At 56.3% G+C, this 25,088-nt stretch carries 20 protein-coding genes and 1 other RNA gene; 12 read left to right on the forward strand and 9 right to left on the reverse strand.

The features are described 5' to 3' along the window. Positions 1-94: 94 nt before the first annotated feature. Together ABRZ26_RS16230 and ABRZ26_RS16235 are read right to left on the reverse strand one after the other, a co-directional pair. Positions 95-451, reverse strand: coding sequence for a YraN family protein (locus ABRZ26_RS16230; protein WP_319605246.1), 357 nt, complete (start codon positions 449-451; stop codon positions 95-97). Further along, the gene (locus tag ABRZ26_RS16235) at positions 448-2,502 is read right to left on the reverse strand and encodes a penicillin-binding protein activator (RefSeq protein WP_319605193.1); all 2,055 of its coding nucleotides are present in this window, start codon (positions 2,500-2,502) and stop codon (positions 448-450) included. Before ABRZ26_RS16235 ends, ABRZ26_RS16230 begins: the two co-directional genes overlap by 4 nt. A gap of 61 nt (positions 2,503-2,563) precedes the next feature. Between ABRZ26_RS16235 and rsmI the strand changes: the two genes are divergently transcribed. The 3 genes from rsmI (at position 2,564) to ygiD (ending at position 4,915) form a co-directional block, all read left to right on the forward strand. After that, entirely contained in the window at positions 2,564-3,427 is an 864-nt protein-coding gene (gene rsmI / locus ABRZ26_RS16240; RefSeq protein WP_319605194.1) for a 16S rRNA (cytidine(1402)-2'-O)-methyltransferase, read from the forward strand. A 32-nt stretch (positions 3,428-3,459) separates the two neighbouring features. Beyond that, positions 3,460-3,836: RNase P RNA component class A (rnpB, locus tag ABRZ26_RS16245), an RNA gene on the forward strand. Positions 3,837-4,129: 293 nt separating this feature from the next. Further along, complete coding sequence (ygiD, locus tag ABRZ26_RS16250; protein WP_319605195.1) at positions 4,130-4,915, forward strand: 4,5-DOPA-extradiol-dioxygenase; 786 nt, start codon at positions 4,130-4,132, stop codon at positions 4,913-4,915. A 46-nt stretch (positions 4,916-4,961) separates the two neighbouring features. Here ygiD and ABRZ26_RS16255 read toward each other — a convergent pair whose 3' ends face one another. From ABRZ26_RS16255 to tolC, 3 genes are all read right to left on the reverse strand, one after another. After that, positions 4,962-6,122, reverse strand: a complete 1,161-nt coding sequence (locus ABRZ26_RS16255) for a glutathionylspermidine synthase family protein (protein WP_319605196.1) — start codon at positions 6,120-6,122, stop codon at positions 4,962-4,964. An 11-nt stretch (positions 6,123-6,133) separates the two neighbouring features. Further along, the gene (locus tag ABRZ26_RS16260) at positions 6,134-6,802 is read right to left on the reverse strand and encodes a DUF1190 family protein (protein ID WP_319605197.1); all 669 of its coding nucleotides are present in this window, start codon (positions 6,800-6,802) and stop codon (positions 6,134-6,136) included. A 223-nt stretch (positions 6,803-7,025) separates the two neighbouring features. Then, entirely contained in the window at positions 7,026-8,429 is a 1,404-nt protein-coding gene (tolC, locus tag ABRZ26_RS16265) for an outer membrane channel protein TolC (RefSeq protein ID WP_319605198.1), read from the reverse strand. Between the two features lie 344 nt (positions 8,430-8,773). On the opposite strand from tolC, the gene nudF reads away from it, so the two are divergent. The 6 genes from nudF to ABRZ26_RS16295 all read left to right on the forward strand — a co-directional run bounded on the left by nudF (position 8,774) and on the right by ABRZ26_RS16295 (position 14,312). Beyond that, the gene (nudF, locus tag ABRZ26_RS16270; RefSeq protein ID WP_319605199.1) at positions 8,774-9,406 is read left to right on the forward strand and encodes an ADP-ribose diphosphatase; all 633 of its coding nucleotides are present in this window, start codon (positions 8,774-8,776) and stop codon (positions 9,404-9,406) included. Between the two features lie 4 nt (positions 9,407-9,410). Beyond that, positions 9,411-9,842, forward strand: coding sequence for a DUF1249 family protein (locus ABRZ26_RS16275; RefSeq protein WP_319605200.1), 432 nt, complete (start codon positions 9,411-9,413; stop codon positions 9,840-9,842). Positions 9,843-9,923: 81 nt separating this feature from the next. Next, a complete protein-coding gene (cpdA, locus tag ABRZ26_RS16280; protein ID WP_319605201.1) occupies positions 9,924-10,751 on the forward strand; it encodes a 3',5'-cyclic-AMP phosphodiesterase in 828 nt (275 codons plus the stop codon). Next, the gene (gene yqiA, locus ABRZ26_RS16285) at positions 10,751-11,332 is read left to right on the forward strand and encodes an esterase YqiA (protein WP_319605202.1); all 582 of its coding nucleotides are present in this window, start codon (positions 10,751-10,753) and stop codon (positions 11,330-11,332) included. The genes cpdA and yqiA overlap by 1 nt, the downstream gene beginning before the upstream one ends. Positions 11,333-11,458: 126 nt before the next feature. Then, a complete protein-coding gene (gene parE / locus ABRZ26_RS16290; protein ID WP_319605203.1) occupies positions 11,459-13,354 on the forward strand; it encodes a DNA topoisomerase IV subunit B in 1,896 nt (631 codons plus the stop codon). Positions 13,355-13,433: 79 nt separating this feature from the next. Then, entirely contained in the window at positions 13,434-14,312 is an 879-nt protein-coding gene (locus tag ABRZ26_RS16295) for a LysR substrate-binding domain-containing protein (RefSeq protein ID WP_319605204.1), read from the forward strand. 34 nt (positions 14,313-14,346) lie between these two features. Here the strand turns inward: ABRZ26_RS16295 and ABRZ26_RS16300 are convergent, their stop codons facing one another. Both ABRZ26_RS16300 and ABRZ26_RS16305 read right to left on the reverse strand, forming a co-directional pair. Further along, positions 14,347-14,928 carry an NAD(P)H-dependent oxidoreductase gene (locus ABRZ26_RS16300; protein WP_319605205.1) on the reverse strand — a complete coding sequence of 194 codons (582 nt, stop codon included), beginning with the start codon at positions 14,926-14,928 and terminating at the stop codon, positions 14,347-14,349. 257 nt (positions 14,929-15,185) lie between these two features. Continuing rightward, positions 15,186-17,582, reverse strand: a complete 2,397-nt coding sequence (locus tag ABRZ26_RS16305; protein WP_319605206.1) for a TonB-dependent hemoglobin/transferrin/lactoferrin family receptor — start codon at positions 17,580-17,582, stop codon at positions 15,186-15,188. 397 nt (positions 17,583-17,979) lie between these two features. Here ABRZ26_RS16305 and parC point away from each other — a divergent pair, with 397 nt between their 5' ends. From parC to ftsP, 3 genes are all read left to right on the forward strand, one after another. Further along, positions 17,980-20,250, forward strand: coding sequence for a DNA topoisomerase IV subunit A (parC, locus tag ABRZ26_RS16310; protein WP_319605207.1), 2,271 nt, complete (start codon positions 17,980-17,982; stop codon positions 20,248-20,250). A gap of 151 nt (positions 20,251-20,401) precedes the next feature. Beyond that, the gene (locus tag ABRZ26_RS16315; protein ID WP_319605208.1) at positions 20,402-21,142 is read left to right on the forward strand and encodes a 1-acylglycerol-3-phosphate O-acyltransferase; all 741 of its coding nucleotides are present in this window, start codon (positions 20,402-20,404) and stop codon (positions 21,140-21,142) included. Positions 21,143-21,237: 95 nt separating this feature from the next. Beyond that, positions 21,238-22,656, forward strand: a complete 1,419-nt coding sequence (gene ftsP / locus ABRZ26_RS16320; protein WP_319605209.1) for a cell division protein FtsP — start codon at positions 21,238-21,240, stop codon at positions 22,654-22,656. Between the two features lie 23 nt (positions 22,657-22,679). Here ftsP and ABRZ26_RS16325 read toward each other — a convergent pair whose 3' ends face one another. Then, entirely contained in the window at positions 22,680-23,615 is a 936-nt protein-coding gene (locus ABRZ26_RS16325) for a PfkB family carbohydrate kinase (protein ID WP_319605210.1), read from the reverse strand. Beyond that, positions 23,612-25,042: a purine-cytosine permease family protein gene (locus tag ABRZ26_RS16330; RefSeq protein ID WP_319605211.1), complete on the reverse strand. Its 1,431-nt coding sequence runs from the start codon at positions 25,040-25,042 to the stop codon at positions 23,612-23,614. Before ABRZ26_RS16330 ends, ABRZ26_RS16325 begins: the two co-directional genes overlap by 4 nt. Positions 25,043-25,088 lie beyond the last annotated feature (46 nt).

Here is a 25,088-nt window from a genome sequence, read left to right on the forward strand (position 1 = left end):
TGGCCGGACAATGTCGCCATAACGGGCTGACGCGGCCGCTAATCATGCGCGTCCGTAGGCGGAGGCTTGCTTGCGGGATTATCAATGGCATCTCTCATCCCTGCGCGTTGAAAGCGTTAGGCAGCCAGTTAATCTGGTCGCCGGTCATCGCCACTACGTCGAAACGGCAGTCCGCCGTCTCGAAACTGGCTCCGCGTTGCGCCAGCCAGACGGCGGCGGCATGAAGCAGGCGCTGCTGTTTTCGTCGGGTGACGCTGGCGGCGGCATCGCCAAAGTCGGCATTGCGCCGATAGCGAACCTCGACAAAAACCCATGTTTGCCGGTCGCGCATAATTAAATCCAGCTCGCCGCCACGCAACGTGACATTGGACGCGGCAAAGGTCAAGCCGGCGCGTTCAAGATAGCGCCGGGCCTGACGCTCATAATCCGCGCCTGTCGCCCGGGTGTTCAGGATGCCGGCACCAACTGACCCTGGCGATATTGCAGCCAGGTCATTTGTCGGTTAATTACGCAGTCGGTCGTTGCGCTCAGCGTACCGGTCGCGCCGGCGACCTGATGGCCAGGCATCTGGCGCAGTTCGGCAAAGTGGCTGGATAGCTTCCAGGCATCCATGCCCATGGCATAGAGGCGCACCAGTGAGTAATCATTTTTGAACTGGTTGCTTACCTGCTGCATCAGGGCCGGGTTGGCGCCCGCCAGCAACGGGATCTCGCTGAATTGCAGACCTTCCATTTCCAGACGGAAATCAGGGCCGCTGCCTGCCTGGAAGCTGCGCGAACTGGCATAGAGCGCGGGGCGCGAGCGTGAGGTGGTGCGCATATCGATCATCGGTTTAATCAATGACAGTTCATCCGGGGTGGCAATGATGTAGACCGCATCAATATTACCGCTGATGGATGAATCGATCACCGGCTCCACCTGAGACGGAATGGTTAAACCGCCTATGGTGGCGCCCGACGGCGTCGTCTGCGGCGTCAGGTTGACGGGTTGCCCGCTGAGTCTCAGACCGGCGCCGCTGTTGATCGCCTGTTTCAGCTCAATAGTGCTGCCCAGACGCTGTTGCAGCAGGGTGCCGCCGCCTTGCTGGCTCCAGGCCTGCGCAAACGCATTGACGATACGATCGCCGAGGTTTCCGCGTGGAACCAGCAATAACGGCTGCTGTTTGCCTTGCTGATGAATAAACTTGGCGGCGTCCCTGGCCTCATCTTCCGGCGATAAGGCGAAGTAGCAGATATTAGGGCTATTCTGTACGTGTTCAGGCTGGTTGAGCGCCAGAATACTCAAGGGAGAGTGGTTGGCGGCCAGCTGTTCCACTTCGTTTTTCAATAACGGCCCGATGACGAGAGACGCGCCGTCCTGCTGCGCCTGAGTCAATACGTTCGCTAAAGGCTGTGATGATGTGTCATACACTTTGACCGGCAGCGAACTGGGCAGGGGCGTAGACGACTGCGCGGCGGGCGGATTAATCTCACCGCTGTATTCCGCCGGAGGCTCCGCATTTTGTCCATATTGGTCGTTCTGAACAGCATGTTCATCCTGATCGCCGGCGCCCTCGGCGTTTGGAACCGGCGTCGCGCCGGGTTGATAGCCGCTGTCCGCTGCGGTTTGCGCCGCCGGCAGTGAATCGGCTATCGCGGCCTGACCGTTTTTAGCCGCGTTAAACCCTTGCTGGATGGCGTTGGCGAATACCTGCGCCTGACCGTTTAACGGCAGCAGCAGCGCGATGCCACTGACCTGCGACGGGTGAAAATCGGTAAACTGCACCAACTGTGTCGGCAGCGTTTGCGCCGCCGGATGACGCGGATAACGGGTCCGCCAATCCTCAATCGCCGATTTTAGCTGATCGGGGGACTGGCGATTATTCTGATAAGTGCCAAGCAGATCGATCCAGCCCTGAAGAACGTTCTCATCGGCGTTAATCAGCAGAGCGCCTGACGCCTGGGGCGTCATCTGCACCAGCGCCAGCCAGGTTTGGTCGATATTCGATTGGCGGGCGGCGCTATCCTGCAACAAGGGTTCCTGAGCAATATAGGCGCGCAGCAAGGTCGCCGACGGCTGGCCCTGGTTCGCCAGAATTTGCGCATCATAGTAACGAAGCTGCTGTTGCGCGGACAACGCGCCCACCTCCAGTTGGCTTAACGCCTGATTGGCGGCGGCCATATTGCGCTGCGCCGCGGATAGCTCCGCGCTCAGTAATTGCCGTTCTTGCTTTTGCGCGGCGCTTAAATCGGTCGGCAATGCGCTAAACTGCTGGCTTGCCTGCGGCACTTTGCCTTCCTGCAATAAGGCGCGAATCGCGAGTAATTGCCAGGCAGTCTTGTTATTATCGCCGCTTTGCTGCATCTGTTGCAGATAATAATCGGCAGATGCGCCGGCCTTGCCCTGAACTTCGGATGGCGGGCTTTGCGGCGCCTGACTTGGACAGCCTGCAAGAAACAGCGCCGTTAACAGAACAGGAATAATGCGCCCTGCTTGAGTACGGACGAAACGAAAGGAAAGCATACTGTATCCAATGGTTTTTTTTAAAGATGCTCAATATTAAATCGGCAACCCGGATGAAACAATGAATCAAGACCAACAAGCAGATATTTCTGCATCAACCCTTTACATTGTCCCCACGCCGATTGGCAATCTGGGGGATATCACCCAGCGAGCCCTGGACGTGCTACGGCGCGTCGATTTGATTGCCGCAGAGGATACCCGTCATACCGGCCTGTTGTTACAACATTTTGCAATTAATGCACGGCTGTTCGCATTACACGACCACAATGAACAGCAGAAAGCGGAGTCGGTATTGGCAAAATTGCAGGCAGGGCAAAGCATCGCGCTGGTTTCCGACGCGGGCACTCCGTTGATTAACGATCCCGGCTATCACCTGGTGCGTCGCTGCCGCGAGGCGGGGATCCGCGTTGTGCCGCTGCCGGGCGCCTGCGCGGCGATTACCGCGCTTTCCGCCGCGGGTCTGCCTTCCGATCGTTTTTGCTATGAAGGTTTTTTGCCGGCAAAAACCAAGGCGCGTAAAGATACGCTGCGTGAACTGTCGGAAGAGCCGCGTACCCTGATTTTTTATGAGTCTACCCACCGGCTCCTGGACAGTTTGCAGGACATAACCGACGTGCTGGGGCCGCAGCGTTATGTGGTGCTGGCGCGCGAAATCACCAAAACCTGGGAATCGATTCACGGCGCGCCGGTAGGCGAGCTGCTGGCCTGGGTGAAGGAAGACGAGAATCGTCGCAAGGGCGAGATGGTATTGATTGTCGAAGGCCATCAAGCGGATGCCGAAGCGCTGCCGGCCGAGGCCTTACGCACTTTATCCCTGTTGCAGAAAGAACTGCCTTTGAAAAAGGCGGCCGCGTTAGCCGCGGACATTCACGGCGTGAAAAAGAACGCGTTGTATAAGTATGCTCTCGAACAGCAGGAAGGGTGACAGGTAAAGTAAAACACTATACAATCCGCGCCGGAGTTGACCAGACAGTCGCCGCTTCGCTGCCGTCCCTTCGGGGAGACAGGCGGAGGGGAGGAAAGTCCGGGCTCCATAGGGCAGGGTGCCAGGTAACGCCTGGGAGGCGCAAGCCTACGACAAGTGCAACAGAGAGCAAACCGCCGATGGCCCGCGAAAGCGGGATCAGGTAAGGGTGAAAGGGTGCGGTAAGAGCGCACCGCGCGGCTGGCAACAGTTCGCGGCACGGTAAACTCCACCCGGAGCAAGGCCAAATAGGGGTTCGCATGGTACGGCCCGTACTGAACCCGGGTAGGCTGCTTGAGCCAGCGAGCGATTGCTGGCCTAGATGAATGACTGTCCACGACAGAACCCGGCTTAACGGTCGACTCCCTTCATTTCATGACGCCCCGTTTCGGCGGGGTCGTCTTTGATCGAACAGGCGGTGATGCATGACTGTCCACGACGCTATTGCTGAAAGCGTGGGGCTTCACGGTTAACGCCAGCTATTTTTATACGGTCAGCCTGTATTTCACCAAGCAAGTTGACCGTTTTTTTATCTCTCCGCTTCCCTTCAAATTTATTGATGTTCTTCATCACGGATATCTGACTTTTTCTCATGCGTAAAAGGCGTACAGTAATCGCCATAACGTGCTGTTGCACGACGCCGATATGATTAAGGATACTGTTATGAATAACGCTTCCCGTATGCCCGCGCTGTTCCTCGGTCATGGCAGCCCGATGAACGTGTTGGAGAACAATCCCTATACTCAGGCATGGCAAACGCTGGGGAAAACATTACCGCGTCCTAAAGCCATTGTTGCCGTTTCCGCGCATTGGTACACCCGCGGCACGGCGGTGACGGCGATGGAAAAGCCCAGGACAATTCATGATTTCGGCGGTTTTCCGCAGGCGTTGTTTGATACGCAGTATCCGGCGCCGGGTTCGCCTGAACTGGCCGAAAAAATTCAACATCTTCTGGCGCCGATCCCGGTGGCGGCGGATCGCGGCGAATGGGGACTGGACCACGGTTCCTGGGGCGTGCTGATAAAAATGTACCCACAGGCGGACATTCCGGTGGTGCAGCTTAGCGTGGACGGCACGCAGCCTGCCGAGTACCACTATCAACTGGGGCGTAAGCTGGCGGCGCTGCGTGACGAGGGGATCATGATCGTCGCCAGCGGCAATGTGGTGCATAACCTGCGGATGGTCAAATGGGACGGCGCGGCGGAGCCTTATCCCTGGGCGATCTCGTTCAATCAGTTTGTCCGAGATAACCTGACCTATCAGGGAGACAATCACCCGCTGATAAACTTTATGCAGCATGAGGGCGCGGCATTGTCCAATCCGACGCCCGACCACTATCTGCCGCTGCTGTACGTGCTGGGAAGCTGGGATGGCAAAGAAGCGATGAGCATTCCGGTGGACGGCATTGAAATGGGGTCGTTGAGTATGCTGTCGGTGCAGGTGGGTTGAGCATTGATGCGCAGACAGGCACGGGGCAAACCGTGCCTTAACGTCGTCAGTCCAGAATGATGTGCGGATAGAAGCGCGACAAATCCTGGGTAATCAGATCCCGATCCTCGCGCATACCGATGCCGCAAGGTTGATCATTCACCAGCCAACTGCCGATCAGCGTATAGCTGTCGCCGAATTTCGGCAGTGGATGATACTGCTGGATAATTTTGCCTTCTTCACCATACGGCCCGCCGACGGCGGCAATCTCCTTGCCGTTTTCCACGATTTGAATATTGGCGCCTTCGCGTGAAAACAGCGGCTTGATGACGTAATTCTCCAGCGCCGGGTGCTCATCTTCGGTGAAGTAAGCGGGGAGCAGATTCGGGTGATTCGGGAACATCTCCCACAGCATGGGCAGCAACGCTTTATTGGAAATAATGCTCTTCCAGGCCGGTTCCAGCCAGCGTACGCCGGCATCTTCAAGCTTGGTGGAAAACATCTCTCTGAGCATGAATTCCCACGGGTAGAGCTTAAACAGGTTGCTGATGACCTGATTTTCCAGATCGGTAAACTGGCCTTTTTCGCCGAGGCCAATCTCATCGATATAAAGGAACTCGCTCGGCAAGCCGGCTTCCAGCGCGCAATCCTGCAAGTATTGCACCGTACCGCGATCTTCCTCGGTATCCTTACAGCAGGTGAAATGCAGCAGATTAAACCCGTGATTAAGTTTCAGATCTTCAAATCGTTCGATCAGTTTTTCCTGAATGCTGTTGTACTGATCGGCGGTTTGCGGCAGTTGCCCGGCCTTGATTTGATCTTCCAGCCATAGCCATTGGAAAAATGCCGCTTCGTAAAGCGACGTCGGCGTATCGGCGTTGTTTTCCAGCAGCTTGGCCGGCGTCTTGCCATCATAGGCCAGATCAAGACGCGAATAGAGCGATGGCTGATGGGTGCGCCATGACTGTCGGACGAATTCCCATGTGTGTTTGGGAATGCGGAATTTGCTCAGCAGTTGTTCGCTATCGATGACTTTCTCCACCACCTGCAAACACATCTGATGCAGTTCCGCGGTGGTGTCTTCCAGCTCTTCAATTTGCGCCAGCGTGAACTGATAATAAGCCTCTTCGCACCAGTAACGTTCCCCATACATGGTATGAAACTGGAAGCCGAACTCCGTAGCCTTTTCACGCCAGTCCGGGCGCTCTTTTATTTCAATCCGTTTCATTAAACAGGTCCTCAGCCCCCCATGGAGCGGGTAGAGCCGGAAGCGCTGCTGCGCTGCATGGTAGCCTGTTTGGCTACCGTTTCGCCAAATCCGCCGCGGGTGATGGTGGAGGTGGTGGCCGGCTTCGGCGCCAGCGCCGTTTTCGGCACGTTAATCGTGCGGCCCGTGGTCGCGTTGCCGTAGTTTTTACCGCTGGCGTCAACAAATTGACCGTTGGCCGGGCTGGTCGGCGATTTTGAGGTAAACAGCGGCTGTTGCGCATAACCGGCGCCGCCGCCCATCATTCTGCCCATCATGTAACCCGCCATCAGCGGCATCCAGAAACTGCCGCTCTGTTGCGATTCCGCGGCCGCGCCTACCCCGGCCTGCGCGGGCGCCGGCGCCTGGGTACATTGCGCTTCGCCGAACTCGGCGACGCAGTCTTCGCGGGTGGCGTATTTAGGCGCGGTTTTTTCCGCTTCTTTCAGCGCGTTATTGTAAGCCGTGGTGCATTGCTCGCCTAAGGAGGGATTGGCGCGCGAACAGTCATCGGCATTCTGATAAAGAGAAACCGTTTCATCAGCCTGCTCACAGCCGGCCAGGACAAATACCGTACTGACCGCAAGCGCGACGGGCGCCAGACGATACATCCGCCACCCCTTACGGAACGTTTCCTGATTGATATTTTTGGTACGTTTCATCGTGTTATCCCAGAGAAAAGACATCAAGCCCAATGATTGACAATTGCGCTTAAGAATAGGGGAAGGCGGTCTGAATTTAAAGCGTCAATGGCGGTAACCCGACGACTCTTTACGTTGCTATACATTCGGTTGTGCGGTGCTTCGCTTTATCGGCCGGACGGGCAGGATAACCCGCCATAAAAAAGGGGAACACCCGGTTCCCCTGATTCGCAATGCTTAACGATTACTGACGCGGCGCAGCGGATGTCGTTTGGAGCAATGACGCGCTGCCGCTGCCGTCTGTGACCGGCGGCGTGGTTGAAACCGGCTGACCTAAAGCGGCATTCAGCGCTTGCAGATCGCTTTCATTCAACGTGCCCAGCGCGGATTTAATGTTCAACTGATTAATCAGGTAATCATAACGGGCGCTGGAAAGCTGTTGTTTGGCGTTATATAGCGTCGTCGTGGCATCCAGCACATCGACAATGGTTCGCGTACCGACCTGATAGCCCGCTTCCATCGCATCGAGAGAGCTTTGCGCCGAAACTTCAGCCTGCTTATACGCGTTGATGCTGCTGATAGACGCCGAAATGTTATTAAATGAAGAGCGTACGGTCTGAACCACTGAACGGTGGGCGCTTTCCAGCAGTTCGCTGGCGCTGACGAAACTGTGCTGCGCCTGTTTCACCTGCGAACTGGTCGCGCCGCCGCTGTAGAGCGGGAGGTTAAAGCTGACGCCGACTCTATTCTGCCCGATATCGCTGTCGTTATAGGAATTGCCTCGGGCGTTCGAACCGGAATAGCGGGTATCGCTGACGCTGCTGGAGGCGGTCAGATCGAGCGTCGGCATGTGACCCGTCTGGGCATAGCGGATTTGCTCACGCGCCAGATCCTGACTCAGACGGGCGGACAACAGGTTCAGGTTGCGGTTTTCCGCTTCTTTCAACAGAACGCTGACGCCGCCGGGCGTCTGGGTGGAAAACCGTTTGATGTCCAGGCCCGCCAACTGCGGGTAAAAATTACCGCTGACCTGACGCAGCGCTTCCAGATTATTATCCAGCGTATTGCGGGCCAGCACTTCGTTGGCAAGGACGTTATCATATTCGGCGCGGGCGTTTTGCACGTCGGTAATCGCCACCAGCCCGACATTATAACGCTGGGTCGTCTGATCCAACTGGCGATAAATCGCCTGCTTCTGAGCGCCGATATAAGACAGGGAATCAATGGCGCGCAGTACGTTGAAATAGGCGGTCGCCGTATTCAGGATAAGATTCTGCTGGGCCGTCTGGAAGGTGACGTCTTCAATCCCGGCCTGTTTTTCCTGCAAGGTCAGCGCGCGCCATTTAGACATATCAAACAGCGTCTGGGTTAACTGTAATGATGCGCTTTTGACATCATTGTTAATGCCGTTGCTATCTCGAAAACCATCGGTATAGGTATAATCCGCGCCTAAACCCAATTGCGGCAGCAATGGGCTTCGTGCTTCATTGATCTTTTCAAACGCGGCATCGCGGGTGGCTGCTGAGCTACGTAAGTCTGGATTGGTATTTTTCGCTTGTTGGTATACCTGTAACAGGTTTTCCGCCTGACTCATTAAGCTAAAACCGCTCAGGCTCAAACCAATAAGAAGAGGGAGCAATTTCTTCATTTGCGTTCCTTGTTGTACAGCAATGTCGCTATGATAACGCCGTCTATAGACGAATAGTTTTCGATTCTATCAGAATCTGCCAATAGGATGAGGTAACTGAACGTGCCATATTTCCTGAAGTCAGCCCCGATTAGGAGGGCTTCTGCGCCATTCGGAGCCGATGTCGCAGCGCCTTTATGCACATCAGTTTGCACCTGCCGCACGACAACGGTCCAGACTAAATCGCCCTGTTGGGAAAGATTCCGGAATTATGTAAATTTACCACAAACAAGCGCGAGTATGATGACAGGGATTTTCGCCCTACAATGATCGGTTCCATCGATACCCGTTACAGGAGTTTAATCATGGCGTCTTCAGTATCCAGTCCGGTTACCTTTAGTAAAGATGATGTAGAAATTATTGCACGTGAAGAATTATACAAAGGTTTTTTTTCACTGATACGCTATCGTTTCCGTCATCGCCTGTTTAATGGTGAAATGAGCGGCGAGGTCAGCCGCGAGATACTCGAGCGCGGACACGCGGTCGTTCTGTTGCCCTATGACCCGGTGCGCGACGAGGTGGTCTTGGTTGAACAGATTCGTATCGCCGCGTACGACAGCAGCGTGTCCCCCTGGCTGCTGGAACTGGTGGCGGGGATGATTGAACCGGGTGAAAGTCTGGAAGATGTCGCGCGGCGGGAAGCGCAGGAAGAGGCGGGTCTGGTCGTCGGCCGTTGCCGGCCGATCGTCAACTATCTTGCCAGCGCGGGTGGCACCAGCGAGCGTCTGGCTGTTATGGTAGGGGAAGTGGATACCCGAACCGCGGCGGGGATCCATGGCCTGGCGGAAGAAAATGAAGATATCCGGGTGCATGTGGTCAGCCGTGAACAGAGTTATCAATGGGTTGAAGAAGGGATTATCGATAACGCGGCGTCCGTCATTGCCTTGCAATGGTTGGCGTTGCACCATAAAAAACTGAGAAACGAGTGGGTGGATTGAATTTATGAAGCGCTATACCCCGGATTTCCCGGCAATGATGAGGCTATGCGAAACCAATTTCATGCAATTACGGCGTTTGCTGCCCCGTATAGACGAAGTCGGTGAAACCGCGGTTTATCGCGTTCATAATGCCGTTTATCGCTTAACTATCCTTGAGTCAACCCGTTACACCTCGTTGGTCAAGATTCAGCAGACCGCCCCGGCGGTGAGCTACTGGAGTCTGCCAATGATGACCGTCAGGTTGTATCATGACGCGCTGGTTGCGGAAGTGTGTGCGAGTCAGCAGATCTTCCGCTTCAAGGCACGTTATGATTATCCGAATAATAAGTTACATCAACGTGACGAAAAGCATCAAATTAATCAGTTTCTTGCTGATTGGCTAAAATATTGTTTGGCGTATGGTTCGATGTCGATCCCAGTTTTTGATACCCAATAGATTCAATGTGTAAAGCCAGCGCATCTGCGACTTGAAAGATGACGGGTATAGACAGATTTAAGTAACCAAGGACACCATCATTTGGAAAGCCTGTTGACACTTCCTGTGGCGAGTGGCGCCAGAATCAGGATTTTACAAATAACAGATACCCACCTTTTTGCCGGTGAACATGAAACGCTGCTTGGTGTTAACACATACCACAGTTATCACGCCGTGCTGGATGCGATACAGGCGCAGCAACATGCGTTCGATTTGATCGTCGCCACGGGCGATTTGGCGCAGGATCACTCGCTGGAGGCCTATCGCCACTTCTCTCGCGGCATCAGACAGTTGTCCGCGCCTTGCGTGTGGCTGCCGGGCAACCACGATTTTCAGCCGGCGATGTTCGATACGCTGGCTGAAGAGGGGATTGCGCCGTCCAAACATGTGCTGGTGGGCGATAAATGGCAGATTATCCTGCTGGACAGCCAGGTGTTCGGCGTGCCGCACGGCGAACTGAGCGATTATCAACTCGAATGGCTTGAGCGCAGTCTGCAAAGCCAGCCGGATCGTTTTACCCTGCTATTACTGCACCACCATCCTCATCCTTCGGGCTGTACCTGGCTCGATCAACACAGCTTGCGCAACGCGCATAATCTGGCCGCGGTGTTGGCCCGCTATCCGCTGGTGAATACCGTTTTATGCGGGCATATTCATCAGGAGCTCGATCTCGACTGGCACGGCAAACGCCTGCTGGCCACGCCGTCCACCTGCGTTCAGTTTAAACCGCACTGCACGAATTTCGCCATTGACGATGTCGCGCCCGGCTGGCGTTATCTGGACTTGCTGCCGGATGGCGGGCTGGAAACCGAGGTGTTTCGTCTGGAAGGCAATGATTTCTTGCCCGATATGGATTCGGACGGTTACTGATGCCGGCTTTACTCTATCTGCATGGCTTCAACAGTACGCCCGACTCGGCGAAAGCGACGGCGCTGAAGACGTGGCTGGCGCGCCGTCATCCCGATATCGAGATGCTGGTGCCGCAGCTTCCGCCTTATCCGGCCGACGCGGCCGAGCTGATGGAGTCGCTGGTGATGTCGCGGGCCGGTAGTCCGCTGGGCATTGTTGGCTCTTCTCTCGGCGGTTATTATGCCACCTGGCTGTCTCAATGCTTTACCTTACCCGCCGTGGTGGTGAATCCGGCGGTGAAGCCGTTTGAGCTATTGCTTGATTATTTGGGCGAATATCAGAACCCCTACACCGGCGAACAATATGTGCTAGAGTCTCGGCACGTTTACGATCTGAAGGTCATGCAGGTTGAACCGTTGGAGTCGCCCGATTTGTTGTGGCTGCTGCTTCAGACCGGGGATGAAGTTCTGGATTATCGGCAGGCCCTGGATTATTACCGGGACTGTCGCCAAACGGTGGAATCAGGGGGCAATCATGCCTTTGTCGAATTTGAGCGCTTTTTTTCACCCATAGTGAATTTTTTGGGGCTCGCGACGGACTGAGCATCAGGGTGCCGGCAGCGACGATCGCGACAGCGTAACATGGCGGTTGTCGGTCATTCGTTTGTGAATAACGCGCATCGGTACCGTTCGCCACTTTTCATTTAAAACAACGAATTAAATCAAACCATGACGCAATCAAGTTATAACGCTGATGCGATTGAAGTACTCAGCGGTCTGGAACCGGTGCGCCGTCGTCCGGGCATGTACACCGATACTTCGCGCCCTAACCATCTGGGGCAAGAGGTCATAGACAACAGCGTCGATGAGGCGCTGGCAGGCCATGCCCGCCGTATCGATGTGATTCTGCACGCCGATCAGTCGCTGGAAGTGATTGACGACGGCCGCGGGATGCCGGTGGATATCCACCCCGAAGAAGGGGTGCCGGCCGTCGAGCTGATCCTGTGCCGGTTACATGCCGGCGGTAAATTCTCCAATAAAAATTACCAGTTTTCGGGCGGCCTGCACGGCGTGGGGATCTCGGTGGTCAACGCGCTGTCTTCACGCGTTGAAGTCACGGTGCGGCGCGATGGTCAGGTGTACGACATGGCGTTCGAGAACGGCGATAAAGTGCAGGATCTCACCGTTACCGGCACCTGCGGTCGTCGCAATACCGGTACCCGCGTGCATTTCTGGCCGGATGAAAAATTTTTCGATAGCCCGCGCTTTTCCGTTTCCCGTCTGACGCACCTGCTGAAGGCCAAGGCGGTGTTGTGTCCCGGCGTTGAAATCGTTTTTAAAGATAAACTCAATAATACCGAGCAGCGCTGGTGCTATCAGGACGGGCTGAAAGATTACCTGTGCGAAGCGGTGAACGGTTTGATCACCCTGCCGGAAAAGCCGTTTCTGGGCGCGATAGCCGGCGATACCGAAGCGGTGGACTGGGCGCTGCTGTGGTTGCCCGAAGGCGGGGAACTGCTGACGGAAAGCTACGTCAACCTGATCCCCACCCCGATGGGCGGCACCCACGTCAACGGTTTGCGCCAGGGGCTGCTGGACGCCATGCGCGAATTCTGCGAATTTCGCAATATTCTGCCGCGCGGCGTGAAGCTGAGCGCCGACGATATCTGGGAGCGCTGCGCCTACGTGCTGTCGGTAAAAATGCAGGATCCGCAGTTTGCCGGCCAGACCAAAGAGCGGCTGTCCTCGCGCCAGTGCGCGGCATTTGTTTCCGGGGTGGTGAAAGATGCGTTCAGCCTGTGGTTGAACCAGAATATCCAGACGGCGGAACAGTTGGCCGAACTGGCGATAGCCAGCGCTCAGCGCCGTATGCGCGCCGCCAAAAAAGTGGTGCGTAAAAAGCTGACCAGCGGCCCGGCGCTGCCCGGCAAACTGGCGGATTGCACCTCACAGGATCTGAATCGCACCGAGCTGTTCCTGGTGGAAGGGGACTCGGCGGGCGGGTCGGCCAAGCAGGCGCGGGAACGTGAGTTTCAGGCCATCATGCCGCTTAAGGGCAAAATCCTGAACACCTGGGAAGTCTCTTCCGATGAGGTGCTGGCCTCGCAGGAAGTTCACGACATTTCGGTCGCGATCGGCATCGACCCCGATAGCGACGACCTGAGTCAGTTGCGCTATGGCAAGATCTGTATTCTGGCGGATGCGGACTCCGATGGGTTACACATCGCTACGCTGCTGTGCGCCTTGTTCGTGCGCCATTTCCGTTCGGTGGTGAAGGGCGGGCATGTGTATGTGGCGATGCCGCCGCTGTACCGCATCGACCTCGGCAAGGAAGTGTATTACGCCCTGGATGAAGAGGAAAAAGCGGGCGTGCTGGAACAGCTCAAGCGTAAAAAAGGCAAGCCCAACGTACAGCGTTTTAAAGGGTTGGGTGAAATGAACCCGCTGCAATTACGGGAAACCACGCTGGATCCGAATACCCGTCGCCTGGTGCAGTTGACGATTAACGACGACGACATCGACCAGACGATGGCGATCATGGACATGCTGCTGGCGAAGAAACGCGCCGAAGACCGCCGCAACTGGTTGCAGGAAAAAGGCGATAAGGCGGAAATCGAAGTCTGATGCTGACCCGCGTCATTCAGCCGCTACGGGTTGACGCGACGGGCGGATAACTGGCGTCGCGGTCTCAGGGGGAACGTTGATGAAAGTGACGCTTGAGGAGTTGCAGGCTTTTGTGGCGGTGGTCGATACCGGTTCGATTACCGCCGCGGCGGAACAGGTCGGTCAGACGACGTCCGGCATCAGCCGGGCATTGCGACGCCTTGAGGGCAAACTGGGTACCACCCGGCGGCTGGCCCTGACGGAAGAAGGCGCCATGTTTCTTCAGCATGCGCGCGACGTGATCCGCGCGGTGGAACATGCGGAGGAGCAGGTGGCGTTGCGCCGCGATCAACCCTGCGGCCGGTTGCGCATCAATGCGGCTTCGCCGTTCATGCAGCACGTGATTATTCCCCTTATTCCCGAATTTCGTCGTCGCTACCCGCAGATCATGCTGGAACTGAACAGTGACGATTTCATTATCGATTTACTGGAGCAGCATACGGATATCGCCATTCGCATCGGCGTTTTAAAAGACTCCAGTATTCACGCCCGCGCGTTGGGCGCGACGCGCTTGCGCGTGCTGGCCAGCCCGGATTATTTGCGCCGTCACGGCACGCCGATGAGCGTCGACGATCTGTCTTCGCATAGCTGCCTGGGCTTTACACAGTTGGAATGGCTGAATAACTGGCCGCTGCGGGACGGCAGCCGCGAATTTTATCCCATCTCGCCGGCGTTGGCCGCCTCAAACGGCGAAATGCTGCGTCAGTTGGCGCTGCGTGGCGAAGGCATTGTGCGACTGTCGGATTTTATGACCCATGAGGATCAGGCCGCCGGGCGTCTGGTTCAGGTTCTGAAGCCTGATACGGTGGACGTGCGGATGCCGATCAACGCGGTTTATTACCGGCATACGGCGTTGGCGGCGCGCATAAGCTGCTTTTTGGATTTCCTCAGTGAGAAAATAGCGCGACAGCCGCTTTAGACCGCGGTGTCGCGCCGATGTCGAAGGCGCGCCGTCAGGCAAAAACGTTTGCCAGATGCCGGCGATAGCGGGCGATATTGTTCTCCACATCCGGGGATTTGATCACATCGTTACAGATAAACGTCGGCAGCGGCGATAGGCCGATAAACTGATTAGCCTTATGGAACGGCAGATACACGCCGTCCACCCCGACGCCGTGGAAAAACTGTTGCGGGTCGGTAAAGGCTTCCAGCGGCGCATTCCAGGTCACGGAAAGCATATATTTTTTACCCTGCAACAGGCCGTCGGAACCATACTTTTTGCTGCTGTCGGCGCGGGTGCGGCCGTCGCTGGCATACAGCAAGCCGTGGCCGGTGGTGAAAACCTCATCGACGTATTTTTTCAGTATCCACGGCACATCCATCCACCAGCCGGGCATCTGATAAATGACGGCATCGGCCCACAGGTAATTCTGGATTTCCTGCTCGATGTCGTAACCCTGATCGACCCAGGTGACCCGCACATCGCGGCCTTGCCCCTGTAACTCGGTAATCGCGGCCTCGGTCAGGGTTTTGTTGAGTTTGCCGGTGGAGTGGCCGAATGCTTTTCCTGCATGAATAATCAATATGTTATGCATCAGTGACTCGCTTGTCGTTGGTCTTGCCCGCAACGGGGAATAGAGATTAAGTCTGGCTGATTTTTAGCGCCGGAAATAGATGCGCCATGTCACAACACTCTTGACTGCGGCGCAACAATCTCGCTGGCGGTCGATGGCAAGCGGGAAAGAGGAAAGCACGCCGCGTGATGCGGAATAAGGGACAGGCATGCGGCGCATCGCTTATTCCTGCGGTGAAGAAGGGAGGAAACCGATCGGTTCCCTCCCTCGGCGGTTAATCAGAAATCGACATTGACGCCCAACTGGAAGGTGCGGCCCGGCGCGATGGATAGCTGCTGGTTGTAGTAGTTGATATCGCTGGCGCTGTTGCTGGCAGGCGCTTCGATATTACGGCTGGTTTGATAATCCCAGTATTTGCGATCCGTCAGATTGTAGATGCCGCCGCTAAGCCTCACGTTTTGGGACACGCGATAGTAAGCGGTCAAATCCACCAGCGCATAACCCGGTATATGCATAAAAGTATAATCCTCAGAACCCAGGTTGTTCCCGCTGGAGGGGAGTTTGCGGCCAGTCGCGTAGGTGGCGGTTTTGCCCTTGTTGAAGGTGGCGATCAGCGCGGCGCCGTAGGTGCTGGACGGATCGTCATAGGCGATCCCCACTACGGCTTTTTGTGGCGTTACCGAGTCGAGATTGATGTAAGAGTCCCCGTTGGCGCTGGATTTTGACGCCCCATCGGTATAACCATAGGCCAGACGGGCGCTGAAGCCGTTCGCCTGCTCGAACCAGGTGCCGAGGTTGAATTTGGCGCTGATTTCACCGCCATAGATATAGGCTTTATCACGGTTCTCGGTCAGATAAAGCGTGCTGAGGCTACTCGGCACGTTGGCGAACAGGGCCGGATTATCGGCGCGGCGGTAGTAACCGTTGGCGATAAAGTTTTTGTAATCACTGTAGAAGGCCGACGCGCTCAGCGTAACCCCTTCCACAATCTGGCCTTTCAACCCCAATTCGTAGTTATCGCTGGTTTCGGTTTTCAAGTCCGGATCGCTCAGCACGGCGTAGCTGCTGGAGGTGCCGAAATAGCCGAGCGCCCAGGAACCGTACAGTTGCCCGTCGGTAGGGAACTGAGCGCCGCGCCGGTATTGGAGGTAGGCCATCAGATCGGGCGTGAGGTTGTACTGGAAAGCGATGGACGGCATAACCTGACCGTCGGCATTGGTGCCATACATGCCGGCGGCCTCATCTGACGTCACATTGCCATTGGTGTTGGTAAACAGATTGGAAGCATTTTTCGGTTCGGCGTGCTGCCAGGCGAAGCGTATCCCCGGCACTACCGAGAATTCGCGGCCGGCCAGCTCCCAGGTGATTTTGTCCTGTACGAAAGCCCCCAGATTGATGATCTCGCTGTCCGCTTGCGGACGCCCCAGGTCAATGTTCAATCCGTCTGTTGCCAGATTTTCCGCGGTGAATGGACGTTCCGTTTCCGACTGGCGGGCATTGAAGCCGTAGCTGAAACTGTGGTTGCGCCACTCCTTAGTCGCTTTGCTTTCCAGACCAAAGGTTTTGGTGTCATAGTCGCTCCAGACGGAAGTCGGCGTGGAGGCATCGGTGACGGTATAGTCGTGCGCTTCGGTCTGGCTATAGAACAGTTTGGTGTTCAGGCTGTCGAACAGCGCGAAATCTTCCGGCGCATAGAGATCCGCCAGACTAAATCCCCAGCGACGGGTCTGATTGTCCTGATATGAAGTACTGCCATCAAGCGAAGAGACGCCCCTTGAGTTCATTGTCCAGGTTGGGAAATTAGCGTGATTGGTTTTATGGTAATAATCTACGGTGGCGGTGAGCTGGTGCGCATGAGTCGCTTGCCAGATGCCGGACGCCAGCACAGCATTGGAGTGCCAGTTGGCTGGGGTACTGTCGATTGTGGCGTCGCGCTGGTTTTCGGTTTCATTGCCATCGCGACGGCTGACGACGATAACGCCGCGCAGATAGTCGTCGCCGCCAGCTGCGGTAATGCCGTTGTGAAAGCTACGGTTGGAAGAATCATAACCGCCCTGGTAACCGAAATAGCTGTGCTTGTCTGAGTTGAGATAATCATTGGCGGATTTTGGTTTGAAAGAGACCGAACCGCCTAGCGCGTTGTTGCTGTTGGCGACCGACGTGGCGCCGGACTCGATCTCCACCGAACCGTACAGGTACGGGTCAAGATAGTCGCCGCGGCCAATGCCGGTGCTGCCCGTTTGGCGGCGGCCGCTCACCGTGGATGTGCCGCGATCGGTGGCTGATGGTAGTTCAACGCCGTCGATATCAATGGAAACCCGGTTGTTTTCCAAACCCCGAATGTTGTAGCCGCTGGCGCCGCCGCGGTCATAGCTGCTTTTGCCCGCGCTGACGCCGCTGGTGACGCCCGGCGCGCTAATCAGCGGCTGGTAGCGCATAATGGCGCCGAAATCATTGCCGCCTTCTTTCTGCATATCGCTGGCGGTGATGGTGGTCTTGGTGCCGGCTTCTTTCTCGACTTTGGGAGAATACACCGTCATCGTCTCGCCTGTTGATTCGGATTCGCCGGCCGCATCTTTAGCCGACGTTCGGTTATCCGCGGCGGCGCTGTTTAACGCCGTGCCTGCCAGGATCCCGGTGAGCATGATTTTTCTAAGATTCTTATTGATTAACATAGTGATACTCTATTGGTAGGCAACTGTCCGACCAGCGACCAAAGCCTGATAACGCTGGCAATCAACTTCAGCAGGAATGACGTCAGAGTTTGTTAACGACGCAAAAAAATGTCGTAATGATAACTGTTATCAAACAGTAAAAGTTATCATTCGCTTTTTCAATTATGGTTTTATTAAAAACTCTTAATGAAAATCTCTTGTCGCCGATATTTTCTGGCATGCGCGCTCTTCAGGCATTCAGGCGAACGCGCCGCATTACCGGCCGTCTTTAAGATTGCCGGCCTTTGTTCTCTGTGACAGAAGCCCGCCGGATAAGGTACTATTCCCGCCAAACATACCGCTGTGTAGCGTGTCGGAAAGAGCAATAATCGCGCTGCGATGTGAGGAAATGAGATAAATGAGTGAGATGACGCATGATGGCGCTGAAAGCCTGGCGCTGCACACGTTTACTGAAAATGCGTACCTGAACTACTCCATGTACGTCATCATGGATCGGGCGTTGCCGTTTATCGGCGATGGTCTGAAGCCGGTACAGCGCCGTATTATTTACGCCATGTCGGAGCTGGGGCTGAATTCCAGCGCCAAATTCAAGAAATCAGCCCGTACCGTCGGCGACGTGTTGGGTAAATATCATCCGCACGGCGACAGCGCCTGTTACGAAGCGATGGTATTGATGGCGCAGCCGTTCTCCTACCGTTATCCGCTGGTGGATGGTCAGGGGAACTGGGGGGCGCCGGACGATCCGAAATCATTCGCCGCGATGCGTTATACCGAATCCCGGTTGTCTAAATACGCGGAAACCCTGCTCTCCGAACTGGGTCAGGGTACGGTTGACTATGTGCCGAACTTCGACGGTACGATGCAGGAGCCGAAAATGCTGCCTGCCCGTCTGCCGAACATACTGCTTAACGGCACCACCGGCATTGCCGTCGGGATGGCGACCGACATCCCGCCGCACAATATCCGCGAAGTCGCCGCCGCCGCCGTCGCCTTGATTGATAAACCCGGCGCCTCTCTGGATGACTTGTTGCAGTTCGTTCACGGGCCGGATTTCCCGACGGAAGCGGAAATCATTACCCCGCGCGAGGAAGTGCGTAAAATTTACCAGAATGGCCGTGGTTCGGTGCGTATGCGCGCCGTCTGGAAGAAAGAAGACGGCGAAGCGGTGATTACCGCGCTGCCCCATCAGGTTTCCGGCGCCAAGGTATTGGAGCAGATCGCCAGTCAGATGCGCGCTAAAAAGTTGCCGATGATTGAAGATCTGCGCGATGAATCGGATCACGAGAATCCGACGCGTTTAGTGCTGGTGCCGCGCTCCAACCGCATCGACCTGGATCAGGTGATGAACCATCTGTTCGCCACTACCGATCTGGAAAAAAGTTACCGCATCAATATGAATATGATCGGTCTGGATGGCCGCCCCGGCGTCAAGGGGCTGGTGGAAATCCTGAGCGAATGGCTGGTGTTCCGCCGTGATACCGTGCGTCGCCGCTTGAGTTATCGGCTGGAGAAGGTGCTCAAACGCCTGCATATTCTGGAAGGGTTGCTGATCGCATTTCTGAATATTGATGAAGTGATCCACATCATCCGCACGGAAGATGAACCCAAGCCGGTATTGATGCGTCAGTTCAGCCTGAGCGAAACCCAGGCCGAAGCGATCCTGGAACTGAAGTTACGCCATCTGGCCAAGCTGGAAGAGATGAAAATCCGCGGCGAGCAGGACGATCTGGCGAAAGAGCGCGACCATTTGCAGGCCTTGCTGGCATCCGAACGTAAGCTGAGCAACCTGCTGAAAAAAGAAATTCAGGCGGATGCCCAGACCTATGGCGACGACCGCCGCTCGCCGCTGAAGGAACGCGCTGAAGCGAAAGCCATGAGCGAGCATGATTTTGTGCCGTCGGAACCGGTCACCATCGTGTTGTCGGAAATGGGGTGGGTGCGCAGCGCCAAAGGGCATGACATTGATCCCGCAGGATTAAATTACAAAGCGGGCGACAGCTACCGTTCCGCCGCCAGGGGTAAAACCAACCAGCCGGTGGTATTCATCGACTCGACCGGCCGCAGCTATGCGCTCGATCCGCTGACGCTGCCGTCCGCGCGCGGCCAGGGGGAACCCTTGACCGGCAAGCTGACGCCGCCGCCCGGCGCGACTATTGAGCATGTGCTGATGGCCGCGGACGATCAGCCGCTGCTGATGGCCTCTGACGCCGGCTACGGTTTTGTCTGCACCTTTAACGACCTGGTGGCGCGTAACCGCGCGGGCAAAGCGATTATCACGCTGCCGGACAACGCCAAGGCGTTGACCCCGATTGAAATCCACGGCGAGGATAATACCTTGCTGGCGATCACCGCTTCCGGCCGGATGTTGCTGTTCCCGGTGTCCGACCTGTCGCAGTTGTCGAAAGGGAAGGGCAATAAGATCGTGTCTATTTCATCAGCGGATTTCGCCAGCGGCAAGGATCGTTTGAGTTGGCTGCTGCTGTTGCCGCCGCAGTCGTCGGTAACCTTGTACTTCGGTAAGCGCAAACTGATTCTGCGCCCGAACGATCTACAGAAATACCAGTCTGAACGTGGCCGTAAAGGCACGCTGCTGCGCGGCCTGCAACGTATCGATCGCATTGACGTCGATGCGCCGAAGCGAGCCGGCGACGGCAGCAGCGAAGAATAACCCTCCGCCTAAGGTTCGGGCGGCAATCTTTATTGATGCCGCCCCTCCGCCAACCACAATGGTAAAACTGATTATTGCGTTCAAGGAATCACCGTGTGTTTTATAGCAAAATAGCTATACTAGCGGCGGCAGTTGGCTAATTGAGGTTGTTATGCTATTCATTCTTCGTTTTATTGTGGTGATTGTCTTTTCGATTTTAGTTTGTATTTTCGGATCTATTTACTGTCTTTTCAGCCCTAAAAATCCACGTCACGTAGCGACATTCGGTCACCTTTTTGGTCGCCTGTCCGTAGTTTTTGGCTTGAAAGTCGAGGTGCGGGTCCCGCCGGAGGCCGCGCATTACGGCAACTGTATTTATATCGCGAATCACCAGAATAATTACGATATGGTCACCGCCGCCAATGTGGTGCAACCGCGCACCATTACCGTGGGTAAGAAAAGCCTGTTATGGATCCCTTTCTTCGGCCCCCTGTATTGGTTGACGGGGAACCTGTTGATCGATCGCGACAATCGGGCCAAAGCGCACGGCACCATTGCTCAGGTGGTCAAACACATCAAAGAGGAAAATATTTCCATTTGGATGTTTCCTGAAGGCACGCGCAGCCGGGGCCGTGGATTACTGCCGTTTAAGACGGGGGCATTTCACGCCGCCATCAGCGCGGGCGTGCCGGTCGTGCCGATTTGCGTTTCCACCACCAGCAATAAAATAAAACTGAATCGCTGGAATAATGGTCATGTCATCATAGAAATGCTGCCGCCGATTGACACCAGTTCTTATAGCAAAGAGCAAGTGCGCGAATTGACGACCTACTGCCATGATATTATGGCCGCCAAACTGGCGCAGTTAGATGCGGAAGTGGCGGAACGCGAAGCAGCGGAAAAAAATAATTGAAAACGGCACCCCCCTCTTTGCTGTCCGGTAAGAGGGCTATTTTTCTAATCGAAAGTTAAATCTTTTATACGGTTTAATCGATTTACGGAGTCACTATGTCACTCAGCCGGCGTCAGTTTATTCAGGCATCGGGGTTTGCGTTATATTGTGCGGGCAGCACGCCATTATTGGCCAGGGTAAGCGGTACTTCGACCGTGTTGCCGATCCCGCCATTGCTGGAGTCGCGTAGAGGGCAGCCTCTGTTTCTGACGATGCAACGGGCGCACTGGGCTTTCACCGATACGCGTAAAACGTCGGTCTGGGGCATTAACGGACATTATCTGGGGCCGACGGTACGGGTATTTGACGGCGATGACGTTAAGCTGATTTATAGCAATCGGCTCAATGAACCGGTATCGATGACGGTCAGCGGATTGCAGGTTTCCGGATCGTTGATGGGCGGCGCGGCGCGTATGATACCGCCGGGTATGGATTGGTCTCCGGTATTGCCGATCCGACAGCCGTCGGCCACCTGCTGGTATCATGCCAATACGCCGAACCGCATGGCGCCACATGTGTATAACGGACTGGCGGGACTCTGGCTGGTGGAAGATAGCGCCGCGAAATCATTACCTATCCCCAATCATTATGGCGTGGATGACTTCCCGCTGATTATTCAGGATAAACGCCTGGATAGCTTCGGCGTGCCGATTTATAGCCCGGCGGGCAACGAGGGCTTCGTCGGCGATACGCTGCTGGTCAACGGTGCGCAGAACCCTTATGTCGAAGTGTCGCGCGGCTGGGTGCGGTTACGGCTGCTGAATGCGTCAAATGCCCGTCGTTATATTATGCGGATGAGCGACGCACGGCCGATTCATGTGATCGCCAGCGATCAGGGCTTGCTGCCCGCGCCGATGGCGGTTAACCAGATCTCGCTGGCGCCCGGCGAGCGGCGGGAAATTCTGATTGATATGACGCAGGGCGAGGAAGTGACGCTGACGGCGGGCGAATCAGCCGGGATAATGGACCGGCTGCGCGGGCTGTTTGAACCGTCCAGCATTTTGATTTCAACGCAGGTATTAACCCTTAAGCCGACCGGATTATTGCCACTGGTGACGAGCAATTTGCCGATGCGTTTGCTGGCGGATAATATTATTGAAGGCAGCATCAGCCGTACGCGCGAGTTTCGCCTGAGCGATAGTCCGCCGAGCATCAACGGCGCCATGTGGGATATGACGCGTATCGACGTGCAGACCCAACTGGGCCGCTGCGAACGTTGGATTCTTCATGCCGATACCCCGCAGCCATTCCATATGCAGGGGGTGAAGTTTTTGGTGCGCAGCGTCAACGGCGGCGCGGTACCGGTAGAGGACAGCGGCTGGAAGGATACGGTGTGGGTGGACAGCGATGTCGAACTGCTGGTCTATTTTACCCAGCCGTCCTCGCAGGCGTTTCCTTTTCTGTATTACAGCCAGACGCTGGAATTGGCCGATCGCGGCCTGACCGGTCAACTGGTGGTGCAGCCTTCGGCCTGATCGGGAGCAGGCCGGCAACGCGCTTATTGCCGGCGGGATGCCGGGAAGCGCCGGCGCAGGGTATCCCAGTCCGGCGCGGCCGCCGCGCCCCGACCGGCGGCGACGCAGGCCGCCACCCGATTCGCCAGATCGACGGCGTCCGCCAGCGGCCAGCTCGCGGATAACCCGGCCAGCAAACCGGCGCAGTGCGCGTCGCCGGCGCCAATGGTATCGACAACCTGCGCAGGATAAGCCGCGACGGCCGTCGCCTCGCCGTTCGGCGGGCAAATCCAGGCGCCTTCCTTGTCCAGTCGGCAAATCAGCGTTAAGCCGCTGCGCTGTGCGTAGCGCAGCGCCTGTGAGACCCCATCGCCTTCTCCGCACAGTTGGCGGGTTTCATCGCGGTTCAGGGTCAGAATGGTATTGCTGCCGGCCAGCGCGTGAATAAATTCTCCCGGAATAAAAGGGAGGCGCGGGCCGAAATCGATCAGCTTCTGCTGCGTTTGTTCCAGCGTCCATTGGCGCAGATCCCGTCCGCCTTCGCCGAACAGTTCATATCCGTTAACGTACAGCAGCGCGTTGTCAGGCATCGCTAACTGTTGCAACATTGCCCGGCTACAGTGCGCCTCGCAACCGGTAATGCCGATAAACGTCCGTTCACCGTCAGGCTCCGTCATCGCCAGGCACCAGCCGTTATCCATTTCGCTATGGCGCAATAGCACCGGCAGGTTCATCTCGTTCATCGCGGCTTCGACGGTTTTTCCCCACGGCCCGTTGCCGACCGGCATCCCGTTGATCATCGGCACGTTGAGGCGGTATAAGGCGCGGGCGACGTTAAACGCGCAGCCGCCGATCTGCCGACCGAGATCCTGGCCTTCGATATCTTCGCCGCTGACCGGCAGGCGCGGCAGCGCCAGCAGCATATCGCCGCAGGCGCCGCCGACCACCGCGACGGGGCGTTCGGGCGTAAAGGCTTTCATCGCAATCTCTCCCGCGGCTCGACCAGCAGATAGAGCCGGTAGGCGATCAGACTGATGGCGAATGAGATAAACAGCCCTAAACTGGAGTCGGCGAAAATACCCACCGCCAGCGGTCCGTCGATAAAGCCGGTTTTCGTCACCATCAGACCGGCGACGGCGCCCAGCAGCCAGCAAAATAGCGGCGCCCAGCGTACGCCCAGATTCCTGCCGTGTAAGCCAAATACCAGATCGTCGCTGTAGCCGTGACGGCGACGCAGCAGGAAGTAATCAAGGATGAACACCGCGGACCAGGGGCCGAGGAACAAACCGCAGAAAATCAGGAAGGAGATAAAGGGCGTCAGGAAGTCGCCGGAAACAAACAGCACATAGATGGCGACGCCCACCACCAGTACGGCGTCAATGGCCACCGCGACCGGCTGAGGCACTTTGACGCCGATGGTCAACAGGTTAAGGCTGGCGGAATACAGGCTTAATACGGCAATCGTGATAATGCCCGCCGTGGCGGTTAATAAATAGGGAACCGCCATCCAGGTCGGCAGTACCGTACCGATCAGCGCAATGGGGTTGGCCGAACTGGCGAGCTCGGGCAACTGGGATGACAGCAGAATACCGGCCAGCATCAGCAATATCAGCGGCAGGGCGGAACCGCCCACGACGGCGGCGAACACGCTGCCGCGACGGGAAGCGGGGCTCTGATAACGGCTGTAATCCGCGCCGGCGATAGTCCAGCCTATGCCGGTACCGGCGGCAATGACCGACACGGCGGGGAGAAAGCCGGTTAGCCAGTCGCCGGACGGCAGCGACAACACCTTATGCCACGGCGTATTGAACAGAACATAAATCACCACAATCAGCGTCATGGTGCCGAAAATTCGCGTGATCCAACTTTGCAGCAGGATCAGCGTGTTTTGTCCCAGAATACTGACCGCAATGGTCAGGCCGCCGAACAGCAGTAAACAAACCGCTGTCAGCGTGGCGCCGCCGTTCAATCCCATGGCGGTAAACAGGGCGGATAGCGTCAGCGTGCCAGTGATGAGGTTAACGGCCTCCCATCCCATCAGCGTAAGCCAACTGAATGCGGTCGGCGCGATATTGCCTTTCAGGCCGAAAATGGCGCGAGAGAGCGTCAGGGTGGCGGTGCGGCCGATTTGGCCGGCAAACGAGGTAAAACCGACGAGTGCGAAGCTGGCGACGCCAAGCATGGCGGCAAGGATTGATTGTATAAAAGAGAGGCCGAACGAGACGATGATGGCGCCATAAACAATGCCGAGAATACCGATGTTGGCCGCGCACCAGATCCAGAATAATTCCAGGGGCTTACCGGTGCGCTCCGCTTCCGGGATGCGATCGATGCCGGCGCTTTCCACTTTCCAGGTTTTGTTTTGCGGTTGCCTGTCTTGATGTTGATGGTGTTGTATCTCACCCATAGCGGCATTGCTCCTTTTAGCCTTGGTTGACAACGAATGGCGGCAA

Source organism: Brenneria sp. L4-2C (genome assembly GCF_040240335.1).
GTDB lineage: Bacteria > Pseudomonadota > Gammaproteobacteria > Enterobacterales > Enterobacteriaceae > Brenneria.

What these genes read in the sequence shown, in the direction of transcription:
- ABRZ26_RS16235 (WP_319605193.1), bottom strand. Translation starts at nt 2,502, where the DNA reads ATGCTTTCCTTTCGTTTCGTCCGTACTCAAGCAGGGCGCATTATTCCT.
- rsmI (WP_319605194.1), top strand. Translation starts at nt 2,564, where the DNA reads ATGAATCAAGACCAACAAGCAGATATTTCTGCATCAACCCTTTACATT.
- ygiD (WP_319605195.1), top strand. Translation starts at nt 4,130, where the DNA reads ATGAATAACGCTTCCCGTATGCCCGCGCTGTTCCTCGGTCATGGCAGC.
- ABRZ26_RS16255 (WP_319605196.1), bottom strand. Translation starts at nt 6,122, where the DNA reads ATGAAACGGATTGAAATAAAAGAGCGCCCGGACTGGCGTGAAAAGGCT.
- ABRZ26_RS16260 (WP_319605197.1), bottom strand. Translation starts at nt 6,802, where the DNA reads ATGAAACGTACCAAAAATATCAATCAGGAAACGTTCCGTAAGGGGTGG.
- tolC (WP_319605198.1), bottom strand. Translation starts at nt 8,429, where the DNA reads ATGAAGAAATTGCTCCCTCTTCTTATTGGTTTGAGCCTGAGCGGTTTT.
- nudF (WP_319605199.1), top strand. Translation starts at nt 8,774, where the DNA reads ATGGCGTCTTCAGTATCCAGTCCGGTTACCTTTAGTAAAGATGATGTA.
- ABRZ26_RS16275 (WP_319605200.1), top strand. Translation starts at nt 9,411, where the DNA reads ATGAAGCGCTATACCCCGGATTTCCCGGCAATGATGAGGCTATGCGAA.
- yqiA (WP_319605202.1), top strand. Translation starts at nt 10,751, where the DNA reads ATGCCGGCTTTACTCTATCTGCATGGCTTCAACAGTACGCCCGACTCG.
- parE (WP_319605203.1), top strand. Translation starts at nt 11,459, where the DNA reads ATGACGCAATCAAGTTATAACGCTGATGCGATTGAAGTACTCAGCGGT.
- ABRZ26_RS16295 (WP_319605204.1), top strand. Translation starts at nt 13,434, where the DNA reads ATGAAAGTGACGCTTGAGGAGTTGCAGGCTTTTGTGGCGGTGGTCGAT.
- ABRZ26_RS16300 (WP_319605205.1), bottom strand. Translation starts at nt 14,928, where the DNA reads ATGCATAACATATTGATTATTCATGCAGGAAAAGCATTCGGCCACTCC.
- ABRZ26_RS16305 (WP_319605206.1), bottom strand. Translation starts at nt 17,582, where the DNA reads ATGTTAATCAATAAGAATCTTAGAAAAATCATGCTCACCGGGATCCTG.
- parC (WP_319605207.1), top strand. Translation starts at nt 17,980, where the DNA reads ATGAGTGAGATGACGCATGATGGCGCTGAAAGCCTGGCGCTGCACACG.
- ABRZ26_RS16315 (WP_319605208.1), top strand. Translation starts at nt 20,402, where the DNA reads ATGCTATTCATTCTTCGTTTTATTGTGGTGATTGTCTTTTCGATTTTA.
- ftsP (WP_319605209.1), top strand. Translation starts at nt 21,238, where the DNA reads ATGTCACTCAGCCGGCGTCAGTTTATTCAGGCATCGGGGTTTGCGTTA.
- ABRZ26_RS16325 (WP_319605210.1), bottom strand. Translation starts at nt 23,615, where the DNA reads ATGAAAGCCTTTACGCCCGAACGCCCCGTCGCGGTGGTCGGCGGCGCC.
- ABRZ26_RS16330 (WP_319605211.1), bottom strand. Translation starts at nt 25,042, where the DNA reads ATGGGTGAGATACAACACCATCAACATCAAGACAGGCAACCGCAAAAC.